17 protein-coding genes and 2 pseudogenes are annotated in these 24,109 nt (G+C 73.0%); 9 read left to right on the top strand and 10 right to left on the bottom strand.

Translation table 11 applies throughout. From position 1 onward, the window contains the following. Window positions 1-33 precede the first annotated feature (33 nt). From OG393_RS29490 to OG393_RS29480, 3 genes and pseudogenes are all read right to left on the bottom strand, one after another. Window positions 34-375, bottom strand: a pseudogene (locus tag OG393_RS29490) (GNAT family N-acetyltransferase); the annotation flags it as partial. Window positions 376-441: 66 nt separating this feature from the next. After that, on the bottom strand, window positions 442-2,706 hold the full coding sequence (locus OG393_RS29485) for an FUSC family protein (protein ID WP_327377728.1): 2,265 nt from the start codon (window positions 2,704-2,706) through the stop codon (window positions 442-444). A 182-nt stretch (window positions 2,707-2,888) separates the two neighbouring features. Continuing rightward, window positions 2,889-3,503 (bottom strand): DUF998 domain-containing protein, encoded by a 615-nt coding sequence (locus tag OG393_RS29480; RefSeq protein WP_327377727.1) that lies wholly within the window; start codon window positions 3,501-3,503, stop codon window positions 2,889-2,891. Window positions 3,504-3,785: 282 nt separating this feature from the next. Here OG393_RS29480 and OG393_RS29475 point away from each other — a divergent pair, with 282 nt between their 5' ends. Together OG393_RS29475 and OG393_RS29470 are read left to right on the top strand one after the other, a co-directional pair. Then, window positions 3,786-5,252, top strand: a complete 1,467-nt coding sequence (locus OG393_RS29475) for a helix-turn-helix transcriptional regulator (protein WP_327377726.1) — start codon at window positions 3,786-3,788, stop codon at window positions 5,250-5,252. A 151-nt stretch (window positions 5,253-5,403) separates the two neighbouring features. Further along, complete coding sequence (locus OG393_RS29470; RefSeq protein ID WP_327378591.1) at window positions 5,404-8,595, top strand: M28 family peptidase; 3,192 nt, start codon at window positions 5,404-5,406, stop codon at window positions 8,593-8,595. A 348-nt stretch (window positions 8,596-8,943) separates the two neighbouring features. On the opposite strand, the gene OG393_RS29465 is transcribed toward OG393_RS29470, so the two are convergent. Beyond that, a complete protein-coding gene (locus OG393_RS29465; protein WP_327377725.1) occupies window positions 8,944-10,050 on the bottom strand; it encodes a GlxA family transcriptional regulator in 1,107 nt (368 codons plus the stop codon). Between the two features lie 139 nt (window positions 10,051-10,189). Here OG393_RS29465 and OG393_RS29460 point away from each other — a divergent pair, with 139 nt between their 5' ends. Continuing rightward, the gene (locus tag OG393_RS29460; protein ID WP_327377724.1) at window positions 10,190-10,879 is read left to right on the top strand and encodes a hypothetical protein; all 690 of its coding nucleotides are present in this window, start codon (window positions 10,190-10,192) and stop codon (window positions 10,877-10,879) included. A gap of 45 nt (window positions 10,880-10,924) precedes the next feature. Here the strand turns inward: OG393_RS29460 and OG393_RS29455 are convergent, their stop codons facing one another. Beyond that, a complete protein-coding gene (locus OG393_RS29455) occupies window positions 10,925-11,047 on the bottom strand; it encodes a hypothetical protein (protein ID WP_327377723.1) in 123 nt (40 codons plus the stop codon). A 298-nt stretch (window positions 11,048-11,345) separates the two neighbouring features. Between OG393_RS29455 and OG393_RS35550 the strand changes: the two are divergent. Next, window positions 11,346-11,546 (top strand): annotated as a pseudogene (locus OG393_RS35550) (DUF5958 family protein); the annotation flags it as partial. A 34-nt stretch (window positions 11,547-11,580) separates the two neighbouring features. Continuing rightward, a complete protein-coding gene (locus OG393_RS29450) occupies window positions 11,581-11,733 on the top strand; it encodes a DUF5958 family protein (RefSeq protein WP_327378590.1) in 153 nt (50 codons plus the stop codon). Between the two features lie 167 nt (window positions 11,734-11,900). Here the strand turns inward: OG393_RS29450 and OG393_RS29445 are convergent, their stop codons facing one another. Continuing rightward, entirely contained in the window at window positions 11,901-12,773 is an 873-nt protein-coding gene (locus tag OG393_RS29445; RefSeq protein ID WP_327377722.1) for a PhzF family phenazine biosynthesis isomerase, read from the bottom strand. 96 nt (window positions 12,774-12,869) lie between these two features. Here OG393_RS29445 and OG393_RS29440 point away from each other — a divergent pair, with 96 nt between their 5' ends. After that, window positions 12,870-13,388 carry a LysR family transcriptional regulator gene (locus tag OG393_RS29440; protein WP_327377721.1) on the top strand — a complete coding sequence of 173 codons (519 nt, stop codon included), beginning with the start codon at window positions 12,870-12,872 and terminating at the stop codon, window positions 13,386-13,388. 194 nt (window positions 13,389-13,582) lie between these two features. On the opposite strand, the gene OG393_RS29435 is transcribed toward OG393_RS29440, so the two are convergent. Then, window positions 13,583-14,002 (bottom strand): YjbQ family protein, encoded by a 420-nt coding sequence (locus OG393_RS29435; protein WP_327377720.1) that lies wholly within the window; start codon window positions 14,000-14,002, stop codon window positions 13,583-13,585. A 98-nt stretch (window positions 14,003-14,100) separates the two neighbouring features. After that, window positions 14,101-15,936 carry a hypothetical protein gene (locus tag OG393_RS29430; RefSeq protein ID WP_327377719.1) on the bottom strand — a complete coding sequence of 612 codons (1,836 nt, stop codon included), beginning with the start codon at window positions 15,934-15,936 and terminating at the stop codon, window positions 14,101-14,103. Window positions 15,937-16,097: 161 nt separating this feature from the next. On the opposite strand from OG393_RS29430, the gene OG393_RS29425 reads away from it, so the two are divergent. Then, window positions 16,098-17,297: an NAD(P)-binding domain-containing protein gene (locus OG393_RS29425; protein ID WP_327377718.1), complete on the top strand. Its 1,200-nt coding sequence runs from the start codon at window positions 16,098-16,100 to the stop codon at window positions 17,295-17,297. Between the two features lie 121 nt (window positions 17,298-17,418). On the opposite strand, the gene mltG is transcribed toward OG393_RS29425, so the two are convergent. Next, on the bottom strand, window positions 17,419-18,270 hold the full coding sequence (gene mltG / locus OG393_RS29420) for an endolytic transglycosylase MltG (RefSeq protein ID WP_327377717.1): 852 nt from the start codon (window positions 18,268-18,270) through the stop codon (window positions 17,419-17,421). Between the two features lie 288 nt (window positions 18,271-18,558). Beyond that, window positions 18,559-20,484: an ABC transporter ATP-binding protein gene (locus OG393_RS29415; protein WP_327377716.1), complete on the bottom strand. Its 1,926-nt coding sequence runs from the start codon at window positions 20,482-20,484 to the stop codon at window positions 18,559-18,561. 95 nt (window positions 20,485-20,579) lie between these two features. On the opposite strand from OG393_RS29415, the gene OG393_RS29410 reads away from it, so the two are divergent. Together OG393_RS29410 and OG393_RS29405 are read left to right on the top strand one after the other, a co-directional pair. Further along, window positions 20,580-21,101 carry a MarR family winged helix-turn-helix transcriptional regulator gene (locus OG393_RS29410; protein WP_327377715.1) on the top strand — a complete coding sequence of 174 codons (522 nt, stop codon included), beginning with the start codon at window positions 20,580-20,582 and terminating at the stop codon, window positions 21,099-21,101. A 37-nt stretch (window positions 21,102-21,138) separates the two neighbouring features. Further along, a complete protein-coding gene (locus OG393_RS29405; RefSeq protein WP_327377714.1) occupies window positions 21,139-24,063 on the top strand; it encodes an FAD-binding and (Fe-S)-binding domain-containing protein in 2,925 nt (974 codons plus the stop codon). Window positions 24,064-24,109 lie beyond the last annotated feature (46 nt).

The following is a 24,109-nucleotide window of genomic DNA, read 5'->3' as shown; positions in this document are numbered from 1 at the left end:
CGGGTCGGGAAAGCCTCCCGGGGTCAGGACGCCCACCATCGCCGTGTAGCCGTCGTCGCGTGCCTCGCGCAGCACGTGTTCGGCGAGGGCGCGTCCGACGCCGCGCCCGACCGCGGCGGGATCGACCATGAAGCCGGCATTGGCGACACGGCCGGCCGGCCCTCCGTAGTTGGGCCGCAGGTACGCGGAGGCGATCACCGCGCCCGCGTCCTCGACGACGAACACACGGCGGTCCGCGCCGCCGGTCCACAGCCCTCGCGCGGTCTCCTCGTCGGTGTCGCGGTCCCAGGTATAGGTGTCGCCGGCGGCGACGATCTCCCGCCAGATGGGCCAGATCCGGGGCCAGTCGTCTGCGGTGGCGTCCCTCGTGAGGATGCGTGTCTCCGTCCTGTCGTGCCGCGCGGTCCCACGGCGGCGCGCGGCTCCCGGCGGGTTCCCCGGTCAGGTGTCGGCGGGCCCTCCGGCCGCCTCCGGCCCGGCGCCCTCGCACGCGGGCGCCGGAGCCGCTCCCGCGAGCCGCTCCAGGTCGGCGAGGAGCGAGTGGAGCCAGGCGTCGGCCGTGTGGTACCCGGTTCCTGTCGGGGCCGGCTCGACTTCCGTCGTCCCGGGTCCGGGGCGGCCGACCGGAGTCTCGGGCCACGGGGCGTACCCGAGCGCGTCAAGGGCGGCGGACAGCAGCAGCATCCGTCCTGCCACGCGTTCCCCGAGGCGGGTCAGCGCGACGGCGGCCGCGGGTTCCAGCGGGGGTACGGTGACGGCCGCCGCGGCGCCGCGCGGCTCCGGCTCCGGCTCCGGCTCCAGGACCCGCTCGGCACCCCACAGGGTGTGGTGGCCGGCCAGCAGCACGGCCTGCCAGTCGGGCTGTCCCGGCGGGCTTCCGGACGGGCTTCCGGGACGGGATGTCGCCGATGGGGGGCTCATCGGTTCGCTCTGGTACTGGGCGAAGGCCGATTCCGCGAGCACCAGGGAGTGCCGGAGCAGGGCGCCCGGTGGCGGCGCACCGGGGGCCCGCACCCCGCCGGCGGCGACCGCCGAACTCGTCATGATCACGGTTTCGGCGGCGGACCGCAGGAGTACCGCCGCCGAGCGCCGCACCTCCTCCTGCGCGCCGCGCGGCCAGGCGAGGAGGCCGAAGACGGCGCCGATCACGCTGCCGATCACGACGTCCAGCACCCGGGCCTCCGCGAGCCGCCAGGTGGCCGGTGCCAGTTGCGCGAAGACGAGGGCCACCGTGATCGCGAAGAGTGCCTGGGCCCAGCCGACGCCCTTGACCGGCCCGACGGTGAAGGTGACCAGCAGCACGGGAAGCAGGACCACGGCGTAGACAGTGGTGTCCGTCCCCACGAGTGCGAAGACACCTGCCGTGAACAGGGCACCGATCAGCGTCCCCGTCACGGCCTGCCGGGTGCTCTTCCGGGTCGCGACCAGTGTGGTGCGGGTCAGCGAAAGGGTCGCCAGCATCGCCCAGAAACCGTGCGGCAGGGTGTCCAGACCGGCGACGGCCCGGGCGGCGGCCAGCGCCAGGCTGATGCGCACGGCGTTCTGGAAGAAGACCGACCTGCTGCCGGCATGCCCCACGAGCCGCCGCCACCAGAGCCGGGGCGCTCGCATGTGCGCGTACCAGAACCGGCCGAGAGGCAGTCCGGACGCGCGCTCACGGCCCCGCACGGCGAGTCCGGCGGCGCGAGTGAGCGCCGACGCGGCGTCGGCCAGGTCGAGGAGATCGGCCCGACGGTGCAGTGCCACCGGGAGGGCCGCTCGCGTCGGCGCCGCGGCCAGTGCGGCGCGTTCCGTGGCGGGCGTGACGTCCGGCCCGGCCGGGGGGCTCCCCCACAGCAGCGAGGCGCTGCCCGCGGTGGACCGTCCGACGGCGCGCAGCAGCGCCAGGCCCGGCTCGGTGGGGGCGCGGCCCGGCGGGAGGGCGGGCAGCCGGACCAGCCGGTTCAACAGGGTGCGTGCCGCGAGGCCGGCATGGGCCAGGCCGCGGGAGCGGACCCCGGGTCCGGCCGGGCGCTCCGCTTCCGGGACTCGCGAGGGACGGAGTGCCTCGGCCGCGTTCCCGGCGGCCCTCGCCGTGGACGGCGACAGGACGTAGGGGGCGCTGGTCAGCTCGTCGGTGCACCGCTCCGCCACGGCGGCCGCGCGGGCGGTGAGCTCGCGGTACGGCACGGGAGCCGGTTCGGGGAGGACGAATGCCTCGGCGAGGATCAGCAGCAGGATGCCGACGGTCGCGCCGATCAGCCGCTCGCCCGTCTGGTCGGGGGCGTAGGGCGGGAAGGACGGCAGGATGTAGAGCAGTTGGAGTCCCGGAGCCGCGCCGGCCGGACGGGGGCCGGCCACGGCGACGAACGCCAGCGCGAAGCCGATGACCAGCATCCCGGCCACGGCGCTCCAGGTCCGTACGGCGAGGAACGTGCCGGCGGCGACCAGCAGCCAGGCCACCGGGACGAGCCGCAGCAGCACGGCGGCACGCTGCCGTCCGGTCCCCGGGATGTGCGACAGACCGGCGAGCGCGACCGCGGCGAACAGTGCGTAGGTGGCCGCGACCGGCTGTCCGAGCCCGTACAGGAACAGGTAGAAGCCGGCACCGGCGGCGAGCGTGACACGCGCCGAGCGGCGGCCCGCGGCGAGGAAGGCGGCGGACGGTCGGCGCGGGCGTCTCGTGCGCCCGTCGCCGGTGTCGCGGCCGGCGGCCTTGGCACCCATGTCACCAGGATCGGCCAACGACGACGGCCCGGCACCCGTGCGGGCCGTCGGCGCGAGAGCGGCCGGGTCCCGCGGACCGCGACACGAACGCGCGGCGGGACGCTGCGCGCCCCCGCCCTCTCGCCTTCTCGGACCCTCGCCCCCGGCCTCGGCGCCCGGCTGCCGTTATGCCCGCCCATCCGTCACGGCCGGCCGCGTCGCTCCGGAGCCCGCGCCGTGCCGGCGTGGCGGAGGCAGGAGGCGACGACCACGAAGGGCCAGAGGGCCTGGACACCGGTCGTGAAGCGTTCGGCGACGCCGGCGGCACCGTGACCCTGAGTTTCGAGGAGGTACCAGCCCGCGCCGACAGCCATCACCGCGCTTGCCGCGAGGGCGGGCGCGGGCCGAAGCGCCCAGGGCCCGCCGCGGTCCGATGGCACGGCGAGGAGCGGCCACGCGGCCAGCAGGACGAAGCCGGTCGCGGCGACCGCCCCGTGGCGCAGGGACCCCCCGCTGCTGGGTGCCGGGTTCAGCGCGACCGCGAGGGCGGCCACTCCCCCGCAGGCCAGCGCCAGCCTCCCTGGTCTCGCTGCGGGGCGCAGGCCCCAGGCGGTGATCAGATGGCAGACCCCCAGGGCGAAGAGTGCCGCCGTCATCACCCAGAACCCCGCGGCGCCGTAGGCCGCGAGGACGCTGATGGTCTGCCTGACGGGGTCGTAGGCGGCCCCCTCCAGGAACGCCGCGAAGACCCAGCCTGTGACCAGCAGGACGGGGGCGCACCCCGACGAGATCAGAGCCCATCTCGGAACAGAACACATCGAAACACGGTAAAGGGGAGGAGCCCCGCTCGGCGTGCCCCGCAGGGGCGCCGGGAAGTCGCGCGCCGCGGCGCGTCGGCCCGGCCGGTGCGGCTGTCGTGGGGGCGCGACGGTTTCGTCGCACCCCGACCCGATTTGGTACAGACCAAGCTGTCTCGTCTTTGGCCGATCCGATTGACGTGCCCCGGCGCCTGTCCTGTGCTGGACATCAACTCGTAGCTCGTCAGTGCGAAGTCCGGGTGGAACGTCTGCCGGAGGCGGGGGCCTCCGCCGGGAGGGAACATGGCTGTCGCCTCAGCACGAACCGATGAGTCCTGGGCGGAGTTCGGGCGCCGGCTGCGATCCTGGCGCAGGAACGCCGGCGTCACCCAGCAGCAGCTCGGCCGGACGGTGGGCTACCACCACAGCCAGATCAGCCGCCTCGAAGCGGGACTGCGCGAGCCGCCGGCGGGGCTGGTGCGCCGGCTCGACACCGTCCTGGAGACCGGGGGCGAACTGGCGGCGATCACCGCGGCCCCGCGCGAGGCGCCCCCGGGACCCCGGCACCTCCCCACCACCCCGGGACTGTTCGCCGCACCGCCCGGTGCCGACACCGGCGACCGGGACACCTGGGATCACGTGCCGTGGCCGTGCGCCCTGCCGACCGAAGGGCTCGCGTGCCCGCTGCACGGCGCCGCCGGCTGCGCCGTACCCGACCGGGCGGTGGCATCGGCGCTGCTCGATGAACTGACTTCCGCGCACCGCCCGTTCGCCGGACTGACGGGCATGGAGGCGGATCTGCTGCACGTGCTCACGGCCGCGTTGGCCTGCGTGATCCGTGGGGCGCTGCACCGTGCCACCATGGACGGCGTGGTCACCGCGGAGCGGCTGCTGCGGGCCGTGATGCGATGGGCCGAGGCGGTCGACGCCACCGGCCGTACGCCCTACGGGCACCTGCGCATCGCCGCCCAGTACGCCCAGGTGGCCGGGCGCCTGCGGATGCGGCGCGGCCAGAGCAGCATCGGCATGGCCTGGTTCGGTCACGGCCTGCGGTGGGCGGACGCCGTCGACGACGCTCCGGCGCGCGCCACACTCCTGAGCGACACCTGCGCGCTGGTGCGGCTCGACGAGGATGCCGCCGCGACGCTCGGATACGCCAGGGCGATCGGCGCCGTGGACTCCGGACGGCACTGGGTCACGACCCTGTCCCACCTCTACCAGGCACGGGGCCACGCCCTCGGCCACGACGCCGCCGAGTGCCGTCGCCACATCACCCTGGCCCGGCGCGCGTTCGTCCGCCTGCGCCCGCGGGACCACCTGGAGGCACCCTGGCTGGCCGGCGCCGAGGGCGAGATGCGGCTGGAGTCGGCGGTCGGCGGCGCGCTGCGGGACCTCGCCGCGGTGACCGGCGACCGCGCGACGGCGCGGCGAGCGGCCACCGCCATCGCGCGGTCCCGCGCGCGACTGCCGGCCGTGATGCGCGACACACACCTGCTGCTCACTCTGCGCCTGGCCGACTGCTGGGCGTGCGCGGGCGATCCGGGCGCCGCCGTGGCCCTGGCGTCCCCGGTGCTCGCGGAGGCGACGCGGTCTCGTGAGCTGCTGGTGAGCGCCGAGCTGGGCGGGCTGCACGGCAGGCTCCTCTCCGACTGGGGCACCACACCCGAAGTCCGCCAGTACCGGGAGCGGTTGCTCGACACGGGCGACCTCGGCGCCGCGGTCGGCTTGCCGGATTTTGACAGCACGGCACAGCGCCTGCGGATGCGTTGACCCGAGGGCCGCCGAGTGTGAGGGTTCGGCCAGCCCGGCGACACGACGTGCCCACGGGCGGGGGGCGAACCCGGCCCGCCCGCCCCTGGGTGGACTTGTCATATCCATGACCATCACCGGGTGGCTTCATCACCTCTCACAAGGAGCCATGATGCTGAGAAAGATGGCGGTGGCCGGGGTATCCCTGGCCGTGACCCTCGGGGTCGTGGTGCCGGCGTCCGTCGCCACGGCCGCGCCGGCCACCGCACCCCCCACGGCACCGAGTCCGAGCCCGGTCGCGAAGGCGGTGGCCGCCGCCGACCAGGCCGCGCGCAGCGGCGTCGACTCACTCGCCAAGGGGCCCCACGAGCAGTACGACCGACGCCAGGTCATCCCCTGGACCGACGGCCTGTACGCGGTCGCCTACGAGCGGACCTACAAGGGCCTGCCCGTCGTGGGCGGTGACGCGGTGGTCCTCTCCGACGACGACGGCAGAGTCCGCTCGGTCCAGTCCGCCACCCGGGCCACGATCTCCGTTCCCACCCGGGCGAGGATTCCGGCCTCCCGGGCCGCCGAGACAAGCCGCGGCCGACTGGCCCGGACGACGAGCACCGACACCCCGCGCCTCGTGGTCCGGGTCGAGAACGACCGCGCCGTGCTCGCCTGGGAGACCGTGGTGACAGGGCGTACGGCCGCCGACGTGCCCAGCAGGCTGCACGTCTTCGTCGACGCCCGCACCGGCAAGGTCGCCGGGAGCTACGACGACGTCCACGCGGGCACCGGCCACAGCGAGTGGAACGGCCCCGACCCGCTCACCATCGACACCTCCCGCTCGGGCAGCCAGTACGTCCTGCGCGACACCACCCGCCCCGGCCTGCAGTGCTCGGACTACAGCGGCGGGCTGTTCACCAAGCCCACGGACGACTGGGGCACGGGCAACGCCTCCAGCCGGGAGACCGGCTGCGTCGACGCCATGTTCGCGGCCCAGAAACAGTCGGACATGCTCAGGAACTGGCTCGGCCGCAACGGCCACAACGGCAACGGCGGCAGCTGGCCGGTGCGCGTGGGCCTCAACCAGCTCAACGCCTACTGGGACGGATCCACCGTCACCATCGGCCACAACAGCGCGGGCAAGTGGATCGCGGGCATGGACGTGATCGGCCACGAGTTCGGCCACGGCCTGGACTCCAACACCCCCGGCGGGGCCAACCACGAGAGCGGCCTGGGCGAGGCCACGGGCGACATCATGGGCGCTCTCACCGAGGCGTACGCCGACCAGCCCGCACCCTACGACACCCCCGACTACACGGTCGGCGAGGAGATCGACCTGCAGGGGCGCGGCCCGATTCGCAACATGTACGACCCCGGCGCGCTCGGCGACCCCGCCTGCTACTCCTCCTCGATCCCCAACACCGAGGAACACGCCGCGGCCGGTCCGCTCAACCACTGGTTCTACCTGCTGGCGGAGGGCTCCAGCCCCGGGGGCGGGAAGCCCTCCTCCTCCACCTGCAACGGCTCCGGTGTCACCGGAGTCGGCATCCGGGACGCCGGTCGGATCTTCTACGGCGCGATGCTGCTCAAGACCAGCGGCATGACCTACAAGCGCTACCGGACGGCCACCCTGACCACCGCGAAGAACCTGGACGCGAGCTGCCGTCTCTTCGACAGGACGAAGGCCGCCTGGGACGCGATCACCGTTCCCGCACAGGCCGGCGACCCGGCCTGCTCCGCGGAGCAGAACGACTTCTCGCTGGCCCTCAACCCCAGCTCGGGCGACGCCCGGCCCGGCTCGACCGTTCGCGCCACCGTCGACACCAGCACCTCGTCCGGCAGCGCCCAGCAGGTCTCGCTCACCGCCTCCGGCGCGCCCTCGGGCGTGGACGTCTCCTTCAGCCCGTCCACGGTCACGTCCGGCAGCAGCTCCACCATGACCGTCTCGACGTCCGCCGGTACGGACACCGGCACCTACACGCTCACCGTCACGGGCCGCGGCGACGGCACGACCCACACCGCGCAGTACACCCTGCGCGTCGGCGGGGGCGGCGACCCTTCCACTCCGCCGGACGTCGACGTGACCGCCGTGCAGTCACATCTGTCCCAGCTGTACTCCATCGCCGCACGGAACGGCGGTAACCGCCGCTCCACCGGGGCCGGTTACCGGGACTCCCTCGCGTACGTCAAGGGCAAACTCCAGGCGGCCGGGTACACCGTCACCGAACAGTCCTGCGCCTCGGGCTGCTCCGCGGGGGCCGGTAACAACCTCATCGCCGAATGGCCGAAGGGCGACGCCGCGGGCGTCTACATGTTCGGCGCCCACCTGGACGGAGTGTCCGCGGGCCCCGGCATCAACGACAACGGCTCCGGCTCCGCCGCGCTCCTCGAGACAGCCCTGACACTGGCCCGGACCGACCCCAACATGAAGAACCGGGTCCGCTTCGCCTGGTGGACCGACGAGGAACAGGGCCTGAACGGATCCGACTTCTACGCCAGGACACTCTCCGGCACCGAGCGCGCCCGGATCAGGGCCTACTACAACTTCGACATGGTCGCCTCGACCAACGGCGGCTACTTCATCAACAACCTGAACTCGGCGGCCTCGGCACCGATGAAGGCGTACTGGGACTCGCTGGGACTCGCCCCGCAGGAGAACGTCGAAGGACGGGGCCGCTCGGACGACTACTCCTTCCAGCGGGTCGGCGTCCCCACGTCCGGCTACGCCACCGGCGCCTCGGCGGTGAAGTCCTCCTCGGAGGCCGCCAAGTGGGGCGGCACCGCGGGCCGTTCCTACGACCCCTGCTACCACTCCGCGTGCGACACCACGAACAACATCAACGCCACCGCGCTGAACCGCAGCGCGGACGGCATCGCCTACACCATCTGGAAGACGGCCGTCGGCGGGACACCGGCCCCGGTGAACGACTTCTCGATCGCCGTCTCCCCCTCGGCCGGCACGGTGACGCCCGGTTCCTCCGCCACGGTCGGCGTGACCACCGCCACCACCAGTGGCGACCCGCAGAACGTGCGACTTTCCGCCTCGGGCGCACCGTCCGGCGTGACCGTGTCGTTCGCCCCCTCCTCAGTGACCTCCGGCCAGTCCTCGACGGCCACCGTGCAGGTCGCGGCGGGCACCGTCGGCGGCACCTACACCCTGACGGTGTCCGGCGCGGGCGAGGTCACCCACACCAGCACCTACACGCTGACCGTGTCCGGCGGCGGCGGTGAGACCACCTGGCGGCTCGGCGCCACCTACGCGGCCGGGGACGTGGTGACGTACGAGGGCGTCCGCTACCGGTGCATCCAGGGCCACACGGCCTATCCGGGCTGGGACCCGCCGAACGTACCCGCGCTCTGGCAGCGTCTGTGACGGGGTGTCCCACAGAAGGCACCTGACCACCTGACGAGGACACGCCCCACCCACGGTCCGGCCGGCGCTCGTGCCCCGCACGGGAGCCGGCCGGGCCCACGGGCGACGCCGGTCAGCACCGGAAGCAGGCGGCCGGCCCGGCGGACCGCTTCCCTATATGGCCCTCCCGGTCGTCGCTCAGCCGCCGTTCGGCTGGTACGTCTTCATCCGGCGCGGCCGACAGACCGGCGTGAGCCCCCGTAGGCGTCGCCGCCGCCGAGGACGAGGACGGTCGGCACAGAGGCGACGTAGGCCACCGGAGGAACCTGTGAGCCGCGGCGCGGCAGCGGCGAGCGCGAGGACGGCTCCTCATTCCCGCGATTCGGTGGGGCGCGACCGGGCGGGTGCGGGCTGCGACTCCGTGGCCCGCGGGGCGGGGGCGGCGATGCCGTCGCGGAAGGTGGCGGGTGCGGGGCCGGTCGTGAAGTGGGTCTCCGGGCCGAAGCGCTGCCGGTAGGCAGAGGGGGTGAGTCCCGTCTCTCGACGTAACAGGGTGCGGAGGTTGGCGGGGGTGCCCAGTCCGCTGTGACGGGCGACGGCGTCGATGCGGGTGTCCCCCCGTTCGAGGAGGCGGCGGGCGAGGGTGACGCGCTGCGCGGTCAGCCACGCGAGCGGTGTGGTGCCCAGCTGGGTACGGAAGCGCCGGTGCAGGGTGGTGGTGCTGACGGCCGCCTCGGCCGCGAGGTCCGCGACGGTGAGCGGGGCGTCCAGCCGCTCCTGCGCCCAGGCCAGCAGGGGGGCCAGGGATTCGTCGGGCAGGTCGGGCATGGGGCGCTCGATGAACTGCTTCTGCCCGCCGTCGCGGTTGGCGGGGAAGACGAGTCGACGGCTGATGGTGTTGGCGGTCTCCGCGCCGTGGTCACGGCGGATGATGTGCAGGCCGAGGTCGAGCGCGGCGGCGCTGCCCGCGGAGGTGAGGACGCTGCCGTCGTCGACGAAGAGGACGTCGGGTTCGACGCGGACGGCGGGATAGTGGGAACGCAGGAGTTCCACGCACTGCCAGTGCGTCGTAGCCCGGCGCCCGTCGAGTACGCCTGCCTCGGCCAGGGCGAACGCGCCGGTACAGAAGGAGACCAGCCGGGCGCCGCGGGCGTGGGCGCGGCGTATGGCGTCCAGTACGGCGGGGTGGCGGGGGCGGGCGACGTCCGGTCGGCTAGGGACGACCAGGGTGTCGGCGGCCTCGGCCGCTTCCAGGCCGGCCGTCTCGGTGAGAGTGAAGAAGCGGCCGCGCATGACCGTGCGGTCGCCTGGCGTGCAGAGCGCGAACTCATAGAGTTCACGACCGAGTTCGGGACGCGGCAGACCGAAGAGTTCGGTGGCGCAGCCCAGTTCGAACGGATTGGTGTTCTCGTCCACGAGGACCGCCACGCGGTGCGGGCGGCGCCCCGCGGCACCTTGGAAGGATTCTTGCGGCATGTGCCTGTTCTCGCGCTCACGTTCAGGGGTGACGGGGCTCCAGAATGATCGTCGAGTCGGCGCGTCGCCGCCACCGTGGGTGCGTACGACGCCCGGACTGCCTCTTCAACTGCTCGATCCGGAAAGGAATTACGCGCGCATGCACACCATTCGAAAAGCATCGATCCTGGCGGGGGTCGTGGTGGGGATGCTCGGGCCGACCGTGTCACCGGCCGCAGCGGCACAGAACCGTACCCTGACGCTGGATGCCGGTGACCCGCTGGCAGCGAAGGCCCTGCAGATATGTTACGACGCGCACGAGATCGGACCGGCGATCCCCTGGGAAGACATCGACTGCAAGATGCGCTACGCCCCGACCGCGTACCAGGCCGCACCCGGGCCGGAACACCCGGTGGGTGACCGCGTCCTCAACTACGCGTCCACGACGGTCACTCACACACTGGCCTGGTCGGACACGGTCACGAGCTCGGACAGCTTCGAGGTGAGCACCTCGGTGAAGTCGGCCGTCTGGGGCGCGGCCGAGGTCGCGGTGACCGCCAAGTACACCAGGACGTGGACACGGTCGAGCACCGTCTCGCAGACGAACAGCCTGCCGGTTCCGGCCTGCAACGTCGGCTGGTTCAGCAGGGCCGCGGAGATGGGAACCGCCACCGGGGATCTGCGGCTCGACTTCACGTCGGACACCAAGATCAGGAGCGGCACCAAGAAGAGATACCGGCACGTCATCATCAAGAACAGCACCTTCAGCGCGCCCACAGGGAAGAACGACTCGCTCATCGCCCGCTCCCGCGCGATGACGGTCGAGGAACGCACCGCCTGCGCCCCCTGACGCCCGCACGCCCGCGCCGAAGGGGGCGCCTGCCGGCGCGGTGCATCACAGCCCCTCGACATACTGCGTGAACACCACCCGCGGCTCGGGCCGGTTGGACAACCGCCCCAACGAACCGGCCAGCTCGGACAGCTCCGCGTCTCTTCCGGCCAGCTGCTCAGCCGTCACACCCGTCATCATGCCCAGTCAACGAGGATGACAGGACACGGTCACAGGATCTCCGGCTGTCGTACCGGTTCGCCACGAACGTCGGCGCCCCCGACCGGTCCGAACAGGCGCCCTGTGCCCGACGTACGGCCACGTCGGGGCAGGACACCTCATGCCCCGGGGAGTCCACCGCGCGGTGCGGGGACCCGGTGGGCCGAACTCGCAGGCTCCACGCACGAGATACGGTCTCCACCCCGGCACGGATGTGATCAAGACGCGACCGTGAGGGGCACTGTGGACAGAACTTCCCGGACCGGGCATGTCGTCAACGAGATCGCCCAGGAGCTCCGGACCTCGGACGACGGGGGCGGCCTGGTTCTCCGGTCCGTCCCCGGAGGACCGGCGGAAGGTGTTGCTGCAGGTCGGCGGCTACGCGATGCAGGCGCACATCACCGCCCCGGACGGCCGCGCGGGCGGGACGAGGTCCGGGACGAAACCCACCACCAATCCCGCGGTGATGATCTGCAGGAACCCGCCGTTACGGCTTCGCACGTCTGCCCACCGACGAACATGTGACCACGTTCCGCGTCCTCGTCTCGGTGTTCGCCGTGGCGGACACCCGCGGGAGACGGACGCACTGCGAGGGCACCTGCGCGCACGCGTGGCACCGCCCGCGCTCCACGCCGACGGAAGTCGAGCAGCCGTGACCGCCGCCCACGGATCCGGCCTGACCGCCCGCCGGGAACCGTCAGCGGGCACCGCCGCCACCCCACACACGACCGCCGCAGTCGCGGCGTAGGCGCCGCCCCGGCGGCTCGCCCACGGAACGCGGCCCCGCATCCGGTGACCGCGGCGTTGGTACGGGCGCTGCGCCTCAGTACCGTGCGTCCGTGATCGCCACCGCCTGCCCGCTCACCCGGGCGCGCGGGTCGGTGGTGGACGCCTCGACCCGGAGCAGGCTCGGTCGGCCCAGATCCTCCCCCTGACGGATGGTGAGGGCACCGGAGGACGGGAGGGCGCCGAGGGTGCGCAGGTAGCCGCCGAGTGCGGCGGCCGCGGCACCGGTGGCCGGATCCTCGACGACACCGCCGATCGGGAAGGGGTCGCGGGCGTGGAAGAGGTCCGGGGCCTCACGCCAGATCAGCTGGAGCGTGGTCCAGCCGTGACGATGCATCACCTCGGCCAGGGAGTCGAAGTCGTAGTCGAGGGCCGCGAGTCGCTCGCGGGTGGCCACGGCCAGGACGAGGTGCTCGTTCCCGCCGAAGGCGACGTGCGGGGGAAGTGTGGGGTCGAGGTCTGCGGGGGACCAGCGCAAGGCCGCGAGGGAGGCGTCCATCTCCTTGTCGGTCGCCGGTCGGGAGCGGGTGGGGACGCTGGTGAGCGTCGCCGTCACGGAGCCTTCGGGCCCTGCCGAGGTGTCCAGGGCGATCTCGCCCACCGGCGTGTCGAAGACGAGCGGACCGGGGCCGATCCGTTCGGCCAGGGCCACCGCGGTCGCGACGGTCGCGTGGCCGCAGAAGGCGACCTCGGCGAGCGGGCTGAAGTAGCGCAGCCGGAACCGGCGCGCGGCACGGTCCGCGGCGGTGACGAACGCGGTCTCCGAGTAGCCGATCTCGGCCGAGGTGGCAAGCATGGCGGCGTCGTCCAGGGCGGCCGCGTCGAGCACGACGCCGGCCGGATTGCCGCCGGCGGGGTCCGTGGTGAAAGCGGTGTAACGCAGGATTTCCGGGCGCGTCCTCAAGGTCATGCCCCTACCGTCGCACCCCGCAGGCATCGCTACAAACGATGAGTACCGATGGGACTCATCGTTTGTAGCGATGCCGATGGCTATCGTCGGGGGCGGGTGGACACCCGGCTGCTGCGCACTTGCGCCACTGTGGCCCGGACCGAGAACCTGACCGCTGCCGCAGAGCGTCTGCGCCGCGTCCAGTCCACCGTCACCGCCCACGTGCGGACGCTGGAGAATGAGTTCGACCTGCGCCTGTTCGACCGGTTGCCGCGGGGGGGGGTGCTCACCGCGGCCGGGGGCGCGGGCGAACAGGTGACCGGACGCGTGGTGCTCTCGGCGGGCGAGACGCTGGTCTCCGCGCGCCTGCCGGGCGTCATCGCCGCGCTCCGGCGCAGCCACCCCCGGATCCAGGTGGACCTGAGGACGATGGGCACCGCCGCCGCCATCGCCGCGCCGCGCACCGGCGAGCCGGACATGGCCCTGCTGCTGGCGGACGAGGCGACGTTCCGCGACGTCGACTGCACGCCGCTGGCCCGGGAACCCCTGGTCCTCGTCTGCTCTCCCGAACTTGGTGTCCGCCAACCTCCGCTGGAACAACCGCCACTCACACGCCGGGCCATCGGCGTACCGTAAGCGGACTAGCCGACTGTCTCGTCGTAGGCGGGCGGCACCTCCTCGAAGGAGCCTCCCCCTTCACGCGTGAACCGGTAGATGAACCGCACCCGGTGCAGGCCGACGATGGCACACACCACAGACGGGAGGCCGGCCGCTACCACCTGGTACGGCCGGCCAACCCGCCCGCCTACAGCCCCAGTCCGCGGTAGCCGCTACCCGAGGAACGACAAGCGGACCTGCCGGTTGGCATTGTCCCTGTTGGTGTCGACCAGGCAGATCGACTGCCAGGTGCCCAGTTCCAGCCGGCCGGCCAGGACCGGCAGCGTGGCGTGCGGGGGGACCAGGGCCGGGAGGACGTGGTCGCGGCCGTGGCCCGGGGTGCCGTGGCGGTGTTGCCAGCGGTCGTCGGCCGGGAGGAGGAGGTGGAGGGCCGCCAGGAGGTCCCGGTCGCTGCCCGCACCCGTCTCCAGGATGGCCAGGCCCGCCGTGGCGTGCGGGACGAACAGGTTGAGCAGGCCGTCGAGGCCCGGGGCCGCCTCGGTCAGGAAGTCCGCGCAGGCGGCCGTCAGGTCGGTGACGGTCTCGTCGGTGCCGGTGGTCAGGCTGAGGACACGGGTCGCGAAAGTGGACATACGATCATCCTGCCGTCCGTGTCCACGGGTCGCGCCCCGGACCGGTGCTTCCTCGGCCCGGACCACCGGGTGCCGGGTCGGAACCGCCGGGTGCCGGGTCAGAACCGCCGGACGACTCGCAGACCGACGGTGTAGACGTCGCCCCGGTCGTTCTCGGAGACCCACGGGTCGCCGTTGAGGATCGACTTGGCGCCGAGGTCCCCCATGGTCGGCCCGTTCGGCGTCTGACGGCTGGAGACGAAGCGCAGCCCGCCGTGCTGGTCCGGCCCGACGTAGATGCCGGTGTGGTCGATCACGCCGTCGTTGCTCGCCGGATCGGCGGGGTCCCCGTCCCCCGTGGCGTCGAAGAAGACCACGTCGCCGATGCGTAGCCCGGTGAGCGAGGGGGCCGCGTCCGTCCCCTTGGCCACGACGACGCCGGGACCGTACGTGGCCTGGTCCTTCGAGGTGCGGGGCAGGTTCCGGCCGTCGAAGTTCCGGTGCAGGACCATGGGGATGCCCAGGTGGTACCCGTAGACCATCCGGACGAAGCCCGAACAGTCGAGGTTGTGCGGGTTGTCGGCGTTCGCCGCGTCCACGGCGTCCGGTTCCGCCTGCTCGCCGCTCGCGGGGAAGGTCCAGCTCCGTCGCATGTAGTCGTGGAAGTCGAAGCCCACGTATCGCAGCCCGGCCTCGTCCCTCGGACTGTATCCCGACTCGCCGAGCACCTGCGCCTCCTGGAGCGCGGGGTCGGTCACGGCGGGCGCGAAGGGCCGGTACATCGAGGCGTACGCGAGCGCGTCCGGCGAGGTGTCGCCCGCCCAGGCGGTGATCCGCTCGGCCAGCGCGGGGGTCCACTCGCCGTCGAAGGGCTCGGGCAGCACGCGCACCCACGTGTCGTGGCCCACCACCGGCGGGTCGGGCCAGCGGGCCGAGGCCACGTCGAAGTCGTAGACCAGGGCCCGCAGCGGAACCGTGGCGTCGCGTGAGGCGAGCGCCCGGACGCCGAGAGTGCCCGCGTCGAAGACCTTGGCCGGGTCGGTCTCGGGGTCGCGCATGCTGTGCTGCCAGGTGCCGACCGGCTCGCCGGTGCCGTGGCGCCAGGCGCGGGCGCGCAGCAGGGAGCCGGTCTTCTCCACCCGCACCCACCAGTGGTCGTAGGGCGCGAAACCGGTGCCGACCGTGACCGCGGGACTGAGGGTGCTCGTGACGTCCGCCCGTTCCTTCTCGAGTACGAGCCGGACGTCACCGGCGGGGGTGACCAGCAGGCGGGCACGGTAGTGGTTGTTGACCGGCCCCTGCCTGCCGGAGCCCGCCTGGGCGGCGAAGGTGAGGGCAAGTGAGACGGGCGCCCCGGTGGGCCGCTTGTCGAAGGAGAAGCGGGCCGCGACGTCGACGTCGCCGACCGCCTCCCCCTGGGGAAGCAGGACGTGGCGGCTGCTGTCGGTCTCGGTGAGACGTACGACACCACGGCCGCCGTCCAGGTAGTAGTCCTCCTTGGCGCCGTTGACGGTGGTCCAGGCACCCCCGCCGGGCGAGCGGCCCCAGCCCGCGCCTGACAGGGTCCGGTCGAAGGCGTCGGCGAACGGCTTCTTCTGCTCCGTGAACCACCGCTTGGGGCCGCGGACCGTGACCGTCCGTGCGCCCGTGGTGAGAGTGGCGAGCGCGCCTCGCGCGTCCGACACCTCCAGGCCCGCGGGGGACCCGGCGAGTGCGCGGGTGGTCAACGGGCCGGCCGGGTGAGCGGAGAAGTGCCACGGATCGCCCGGGTCGGCGGCCATCGGCAGGCGTCGGCCGGTCGCCTCTCCCGGTGCGCCGGCCGTCGACCCCGCCGGCACGACGGTCACGGCCGGGGCCGCGGTGGCCGACGCGATCGGCAGGGTGACGCCGGCAGCCACCCCGGCCAGCGCGGAAAGAGCCGATCTGCGGCTCGGCGAGAACACCGGCACGGACATGCGAGACCCCCGAGGGAAGGAAGTGTGTTCGATTCGCAGTGGATCTTAGACCGGTCGTGCGCGCCGCGCCGCGCGCGTTCCCGGCCGCCCTACGTGTGCGCCTGCCCGCCTGGGCCACGCTCACGCTCCGCTCGGAATGCGGTTGCAGTATCAATGGAGTGGTGAGCGTTTTCGGAGTGAAGTCGACAAGCCGGGACATCGACGTGGCCGTGATCGGAGCCGGTCAGGCAGGTCTTTCGGCCGCCTACCATCTGCGGCGCACCGGGCTGCTGCCCGACCGGGACTTCGTCGTCCTCGACCACGCCGCCCGCCCGGGGGGAGCCTGGCAGTTCCGCTGGCCCTCCCTCACCTACGGAAAGGTCCACGGCATGCACGCCCTGCCGGGCATGGAGCTGACCGGCGCCGAGGGCGGCCGGCCCTCCTCGGAGGTGATCGGCGCGTACTTCGCCTCGTACGAGGAACACTTCGGACTGCGGGTGCACCGGCCCGTGGAGGTGTCCGCGGTCCGTGACGCCGGCGACGGGACCCACGGCGTGCGCGGCAGGTTGCTCGTCGAGACCTCGGAGGGCGTCTACCGGACCCGGTCCCTCGTCAACGCCACCGGCACCTGGGACCGTCCCTTCTGGCCGCGCTACCCGGGGCAGGAGACCTTCCGCGGCCGTCAGCTGCACACCGCCGACTACCCGGGCCCCGGGGCGTTCGCGGGTCTGCGGGTGATCGTGGTCGGTGGTGGCGCGTCCGGCACCCAGCACCTGATGGAGATAGCCGAGGTAGCGGCGCGGACCACGTGGGTGACCCGGCGCGAGCCGGTGTACCGCGAAGGCCCGTTCGGCGAACCGGAGGGCCGGGCAGCCGTCGCGCTGGTGGAGGACCGGGTCCGGCGGGGACTGCCGCCTCGGAGCGTCGTCTCCGTGACCGGTCTCCCGCTCGGTGAGGCGGTCCGACGGGCCCGTGCGCGCGGCGTCCTGGACCGCGACCCGATGTTCGACCGCATCACCCCGACGGGCGTGACCTGGAACGACGGCAGGACCGTCGGGGCCGACGTGATCCTCTGGGCGACCGGATTCCGCGCGGCGATCGGCCACCTGGCACCGCTGAGGCTGCGAGAGCCCGGCGGCGGCATCCGTGTGGAGGGCACACGCGTGGTGCGCGACGAGCGGGTGCATCTGGTCGGCTACGGATCGTCGGCCTCGACCATCGGAGCCAACCGGGCGGGCCGGGCCGCCGTGACGGAGATCCGCCGCCTGCTGCGGGCAGGAAGTGCGCCGCAGCCGGGGCCCACCGGCGGGGAACAGGCCCGCGAGGGGGACTTGGCCGCGGAAGGAGCCGTGACGCGGAAGGAGGAGACGGCCGGCCGCTGACGCCACCGGGCCACCGTCCGGCGACGGCCCGAGACCGGTGGGAATCCCGCCGCGCGAGAACACCCCCGCGTGCCGGTTCCGACGCCGGCACGGCGGACCGGGCGGACGGGCCGACCGCCCCTCAGCGCGCCTTCGCCTCGCGCCGCCGGGCGTTGAACTCCGCGACGTTCGTCTGGTGCGTGGCGTAGTCGGCGGTGAAGCGCGTGTCACCGGGCTTCACCGTCACGAAGTACAGCCAGTCCCCCTTCGCCGGCGCGATCGCCGCGGCCATCGCCTGCTCCCCCGGGTTACCGATCGGGGTCGGCGGCAGCCCCGGGCGCTGGTAGGTGTTGTAGGGGTCGGCGATCCTGGTGTCCGCCTGGGTGGTGTCCACGGTGGAGCGGCCGAGAGCGTAGTTCAGGGTCGAGTCCATCTGGAGCGCCATGCCGCGGGCGAGCCGGTTGTGGACGACTCTGGAGACCCTGGCCATATCCTCCGCGGTGTCCGCCTCGGCCTGCACGATGCTGGCGACGATCACCGTCTGGTAGACGCTCATCCCGTTGCGGCGGGCGCCCGCGACGACGGGGTCGGAGCCGAAGCGACTGTCCGCCGTGGCGACCATGTATCCCAGCAGGCTCCGCGGTGTCGTCCCGGCCGGCAGGGGATAGGTGGCCGGGAAGAGGTAGCCCTCCGGATTGCCGGCGGCGGCGTCCGGCAACGCGAGCGCGCCGACGTCCGCCGCCGCGCGGGTGGTGCCCGCGGCGAGGCCGAGGGAGCGGTCGACGGCCGTGTACACCTGGCCGGCCCGCCAGCCTTCCGGGATCAGTAGCGTCCGCTGCTTCTCGGCGGCCGGTTCGTCCCGCGTGAGCAGCAGGGGGACCGTGACCGCGGCGGCCGCGGCGAGCGAGGTGGCGATCAGCACGGCCAGTCGCCCGCGGCGGGTCAGCCGGGGGCGACGGCGACCGTGTTCGGGCTGCCGGGACCGGGGTGTCATGGGCGCACGCTAACCCGGTGGCCACGCGAATCCCCGGCGCCACACACGCGGCGGCGCCGTCGGCCCCCTGGGACGGGGGGCCGACGGCGCCGTGGCACTGCCAGCGTCAGACGAGCCAGCCAAGGAAGTGGAGGACGCCGGCGAGCAGGTGGGTGATGACGTTCATGGTGGTGCTTCTCCTCGAACATGTGGATCAGTGGGACTGCGCAGTCGCGGTCTGCAGCCCGCCGCTTGCACAACGTAAGCATCCTGCTTCGTAAGGGAGTTGGGCAACGACAGGCGGTGCGATCACACGTTCTGGGGAACAGCCGCTCCCGCGTTCGCCTGTTCGCCTCCGGAGTCGCGGGAGGCGCCGGTTCCGGGGCGCGGAGCGTCGGCGGCGGGCTCGGCGCCGGCGGAGCTCGCGGACACGGACTCGGCATCGCGCCGCACCAGGCCCGCGTAGCGGCCGTCCTCGGCGAGGAGCTGGTCGTGCGTGCCGCGTTCGGCGATCCGCCCGGACTCCAGGACCACGATCTGGTCGGCGTCGCGGACGGTGGAGAGCCGGTGCGCGATGGTGATCGTGGTCCGCCCGGCGGAGAGCGCGTCGATGGCGCGCTGGACGGCATGCTCGGTGCGGGTGTCCAGTGCGCTGGTCGCCTCGTCGAGGATCAGCACGGGCGGGTCCCGCAGGATGGTCCGGGCGATCGCGAGGCGCTGCTTCTCGCCTCCCGAGAAGCGGTAGCCGCGCTCACCGACGAGCGTGTCGTACCCGTCCGGCAGCGAGGCGATGTGGTCGTGGATCTGCGCGGCGCGCGCGGCGGCCTCGATCTCCTGCCCGGTGGCCTCCGGCTTGGCGAAGCGCAGGTTGTCGGCGACGGAGGCGTGGAAGAGGTACGTCTCCTGGGACACGACACCCACGGCTCGGGCGAGGGTGTCGAAGTCAAGGTCCCGGACGTCCACACCGTCGAGCAGGACCCGGCCGCCCGTCACGTCGTACAGCCGGGGCACGAGGTAGCTGAGCGTGGACTTGCCGGAACCGGTGGCTCCGACGACGGCGAGGCTGCCGCCGGCCGGTACGGTCAGGTCGATGGAGGCGAGCGTCGCCCCGCCGGGGCTCGCCGGGTCGTAGTGGAAGTCGACGTCCTCGAAAACGACCTCGCCGTTGATCTTGTCCAGCCGGACCGGGTCGTCGGACTCGGTGATGTCCACGGGCAGGTCGAGGTACTCGAAGATCCGCTGGAAGAGGGCGAGGGACGTCTGCATCTGGACACCGGTGGAAAGCAGGCTCACGGCGGGCCGGAACAGGCCCTGCTGGAGCGAGACGAAGGCGACCAGGGTGCCGAGCGAGATGGCGGGTCCACCCGACTGGAGGGCGAGGCCGGCGGCCCAGTAGATGAAGGCGGGCATGGCGGCCATGACGATGCCGATCGTGGACATGCGCCACCGGCCGGCCATCGAGGAACGCACCTCGAGGTCGACGAGACGCTCGGACTCCTCGGCGAAGGAGCGGGCCAGCGAGTCGGCGCGGCCCATGGTCCGGCCGAGCAGGATGCCGCTCACCGACAGGGACTCGGTGACGGTGGCGGCCATGGCCGCCATCTGCTTCTGCCGCTGTGTGGTGATCGTCTTGCGCTCGCGGCCCACCCGGCGGCTGATCCAGACGAAGACCGGCAGGAGCAGCAGCGAGACGACCGTGAGCCGCCAGTCGAGGGCCAGCATGGCGACGACGGTGGCGACCACCGCGGTGAGGTTGGAGACGAGGGAGGTGGCGGTGGAGGTGACCGTCGCCTGCATGCCGCCGATGTCGTTGGCGATGCGGGACTGGACCTCGCCGGTGCGGGTGCGGGTGAAGAAGGCCAGCGGCATACGCTGCAGCTGGGTGTAGACGGCGGTCCGCAGGTCGTGCATCACGCGCTGGCCGACCGTGGTGGAGACCAGGGTCTGGAGCACGCCGAAGACACTGGTCACGACGGCGGTGGCGATCATGCCGAGGGCGAGGAGGCTGAGCAGCCCGGTGCGCCCTTGCGGGATCGCGGTGTCCAGGATCTCCCTCAGGAGGAACGGCGAGGCGACCGAGACCAGCGACGAGGCTCCGACGAGGACGCCGACCAGCGCGAGACGGCCGCGGTACGGGCGGAAGAGCCTCAGGATGCGGCGCACCTGCGCCGGCTCGTTCGGCTGCGCGGGATCGCGGCCGGGGGGTGTCCAGGTGGACTGTTCGTGGGGGTGCATGGGCTCCTACGAGGGATGAGACAGGATGACGGATGAGAGCCTAGCTCACTGTTACCTATGTACACAATGAACTGGGTCCTGATATTGTTCCCGGCATGAACACCCCGGTTCCCGGCAGGGACACCCCGGACCGCCCGCGCCACACGGACGGCCGCACGAGCGCCGCGGAGGGTTCGCGCGACTCCGACGCCGACGGCCTGCTGGCCGAGCAGCTGCTGCGCCTCACCCGGCGTCTGCACCGTATCCAGAAACGGCATCTGGAGCCCGTCGGCATCACCCCGGCGCAGTCCCGCCTGCTACGCACCGTCGCGCACTACGACCGGCCGCCCCGGATGGCCGATCTGGCCGCGCGGCTGGAGGTCGTCCCCCGGGCCGTGACGAGCCTGGTCGACGGGCTGGAAGCGGCCGGCCGGGTGCGCCGTGCCGCCGACCCCGCCAACCGCCGGGTGGTGCGGATCGAGCTCACCGACGAGGGGCGCGCCACGCTGCGCGCGCTGCGGAGCGCGCGCCGGGCCGCCGCGGAGGACATCCTTGCTCCATTGACCGTCGACCAGCGCGAGGCGCTCGGAGGTCTGCTGTCCGCTCTGGTCGACCCGCTTCCGGAGCGCCGCTGCTGATCTCGCGGGCGCCGGGAGCGCCGAGGGGAGCCGTGCCATGCCACTGCTGGAGCCGAACCCGCAGGCCCTGCGTCCCGGTACGAAGCGCAGACCGGCCCCCGACCGGGTCCCCGACCTCCAGTCCCGGGGCACGCCACGGCACCTGCGCGAGGAACTGGCCGCGGTCCTCGGACCCGAGAAGGTGCTCTCGAAGGTCTCCGACCTGGTGCGGTACGCCTCCGATGCCAGTCCCTACCGGTTCGTTCCGCAGGTGGTGGTGGTCGCGGAGGACATCGACGACATCTCCGCGGTCCTCTCGTACGCGCACGGGAAGGGCCGCGAGGTGGTGTTCCGGGCGGCCGGGACCAGTCTGAACGGGCAGGCGCAGGGCGAGGACATCCTGGTCGACGTCCGCCGGCACTGGGTGGGGGTCGAGGTCCTCGACGACGGCGCCCGCGCGCGTGTCCGTCCGGGCACGACCGTCGTCCGCGCCAACGCGGCGCTCGCCCCGTACGGCCGTGTCCTGGGCCCCGATCCGGCGAGTGCGGCGGCCTGCACCATCGGCGGCGTCGTGGCCAACAACGCCTCGGGCATGACGGCCGGCACGACCCGGAACTCCTACCGGACCGTCTCGGCGCTGACCTTCGTGTTGCCCGGCGGCACCGTCGTCGACACCGCGGACCCGGCCGCCGACGAGGAGCTGGCCCGCGCCGAGCCGCGCCTGTGCGCGGGGCTGCGGGCGCTCAAGTCCGAGCTCGAGGCCGACGCGGAGCTGACGGCCCGCGTCCGCGCCAAGCACGCCATCAAGAACACCAACGGCTACCGTCTGGACGCCTTCCTCGACGGCGCCACCCCGGTGGAGATCCTGCGGGGCCTGATGGTCGGATCGGAGGGAACCCTCGGCTTCATCGCGGAGGTCGTCTTCGACACCCTGCCGTTGGACCGGATGGTGTCGACGGCGCTGCTGTTCTTCCCCTCGCTGCCCGCCGCTGCCGCCGCCGTGCCGCACTTCACCGACTCCGGAGCCCTGGCGGTCGAGCTGATGGACGGCAACACGCTGCGGGCGTCCGTCAGCGTCGCCGGGGTGCCCGCCGACTGGGCGGAGCTGCCGCGGGAGACCGCGGCCCTTCTGGTGGAGTTCCGGGCCCCGGACCTCGCGGGTCTGGAAGCCCGCGAGGAGGTGGCGGCGCGACTCCTGGAGCGGCTGGACCTGGTGGCGCCCGTGGCCTCCGTACGCAACGCCTTCACCCGGGACCCCGGGGAGATCGCCGGCTACTGGAAGGCCCGCAAGGCGTTCGTGACCGCCGTGGGCGGCTCCCGCCCGTCGGGCACGACACTGATCACCGAGGACTTCGCGGTGCCGCCGGCCCGGCTCGCCGATGCCTGCGCCGACTTGCTGGAGCTCCAGTCCCGGCACGGCTTCGACGCGGCGGTGGCGGGGCACGCGGCGCACGGCAATCTGCATTTCCTCCTCGCCTTCGACGCCGGCGAACCCTCGGACGTCGAGCGGTACGCGGCCTTCATGGACGACTTCTGCACGCTGACCGTGGAGCGCTACGACGGCTCGCTCAAGGCGGAACACGCCACCGGCCGCAACATCGCGCCGTTCCTGGAGCTGGAGTGGGGCCCGAAGGCGACCGAGCTGATGTGGCGGACCAAGGAACTGATCGACCCGGACGGGGTGCTCGCCCCCCGGATCGTCCTCGACCGCGATCCGCAGGCGCACCTGCGCGGGCTGAAGACGATCCCGAAGATCGAGGCGATCGCGGACCCGTGCATCGAGTGCGGCTTCTGCGAACCCGTCTGCCCCAGCCAGGATCTGACGACGACACCCCGTCAGCGGATCGTGCTGCGCCGGGAGATGATGCGACAGCGGGACGGATCCCCGGTCGAGGCGAGCCTGCTGGAGGCGTACGGCTACGACGCGGTGGACACCTGTGCCGGTGACTCGACGTGCAAGCTGGCCTGCCCGGTCGGCATCGACACCGGGGCTTTGATGCGGGAGTTCCGGCACCGGCGCCATACGCCGCGCGAGGAGCGGATCGCCGCGCTGGCCGCCCGGAACTTCCGTGTGGTGGAGGCTTCCGCGCGGCTCGCGGTCGCCGCCGCCGACCGGATCGACGACCGTCTCCTGGAATCGGTCACCGGTCTCGCGCGCAGGGCCGTGCGTCCGGACCTCGTACCGGAATGGCTGCCCGAGATCCCGGGCGCCGCCCCCCGCCGCCTGCCGCGCACACACCGGCCCGCGGCCCGCGCCGTCTACTTCCCGGCGTGTGTGAACCGCGTCTTCGCCGGTACGCGGGACCGGCGCGGACCCTCGCTCCCCGAGGCGGTGGTGATGCTCTCGGCCCGCGCGGGAAAGCCGGTGTGGATCGCGCGGGACGTGGCCGGGACGTGTTGCGCGACGATCTGGCACTCCAAGGGGTACCGGCGGGGCAACGAGGTGATGGCGAACCGGATCGTGGAGGCTGCCTGGGGCTGGACGGCCGGCGGGCGACTGCCGCTGGTGGTCGACGCGTCCTCGTGCGCGCTCGGGATCGCGCACGAGGTGGTGCCGTACCTCACCGAGGAGAACCGGGACCTGCACGCCGAGCTGACCGTCGTCGACGCGCTGGTCTGGGCGGCGGACGAACTGCTGCCGCGTCTGGACGTGCGGCGCGTGGTGGGCTCGGCGGTCGTCCATCCGACGTGCTCCATGAGACACCTGGGTGACGTGGACCGGCTGACCGCGCTCGCCGGGTCCTGCGCCGCGGAGGTCGTCGTGCCCGCCGACGAAGGCTGCTGCGCCTTCGCGGGCGACCGAGGGATGCTCCATCCGGAACTGACGGCCTCGGCGACGGCACGGGAGGCGGCGGAGGTCACGGCGCGGCCCTTCGACCTCCACCTGTCGGCCAACCGGATGTGTGAGATCGGGATGGACCGGGCGACGGGGCGGAGCTACGAGTCCGTCCTGCTGGCGCTGGAACGCGCGACGCGTCCCTGACCCACCGGGCGGGTCCCTCGCGGGAGGGAGTGCGGTGGCCGCGCTG

This window comes from Streptomyces sp. NBC_01216 (assembly GCF_035994945.1).
In the GTDB taxonomy this organism is placed as follows: domain Bacteria; phylum Actinomycetota; class Actinomycetes; order Streptomycetales; family Streptomycetaceae; genus Streptomyces.
Note: the sequence above shows the minus strand (reverse complement) of the source record. Positions and strands in the feature narration are given on the sequence as shown.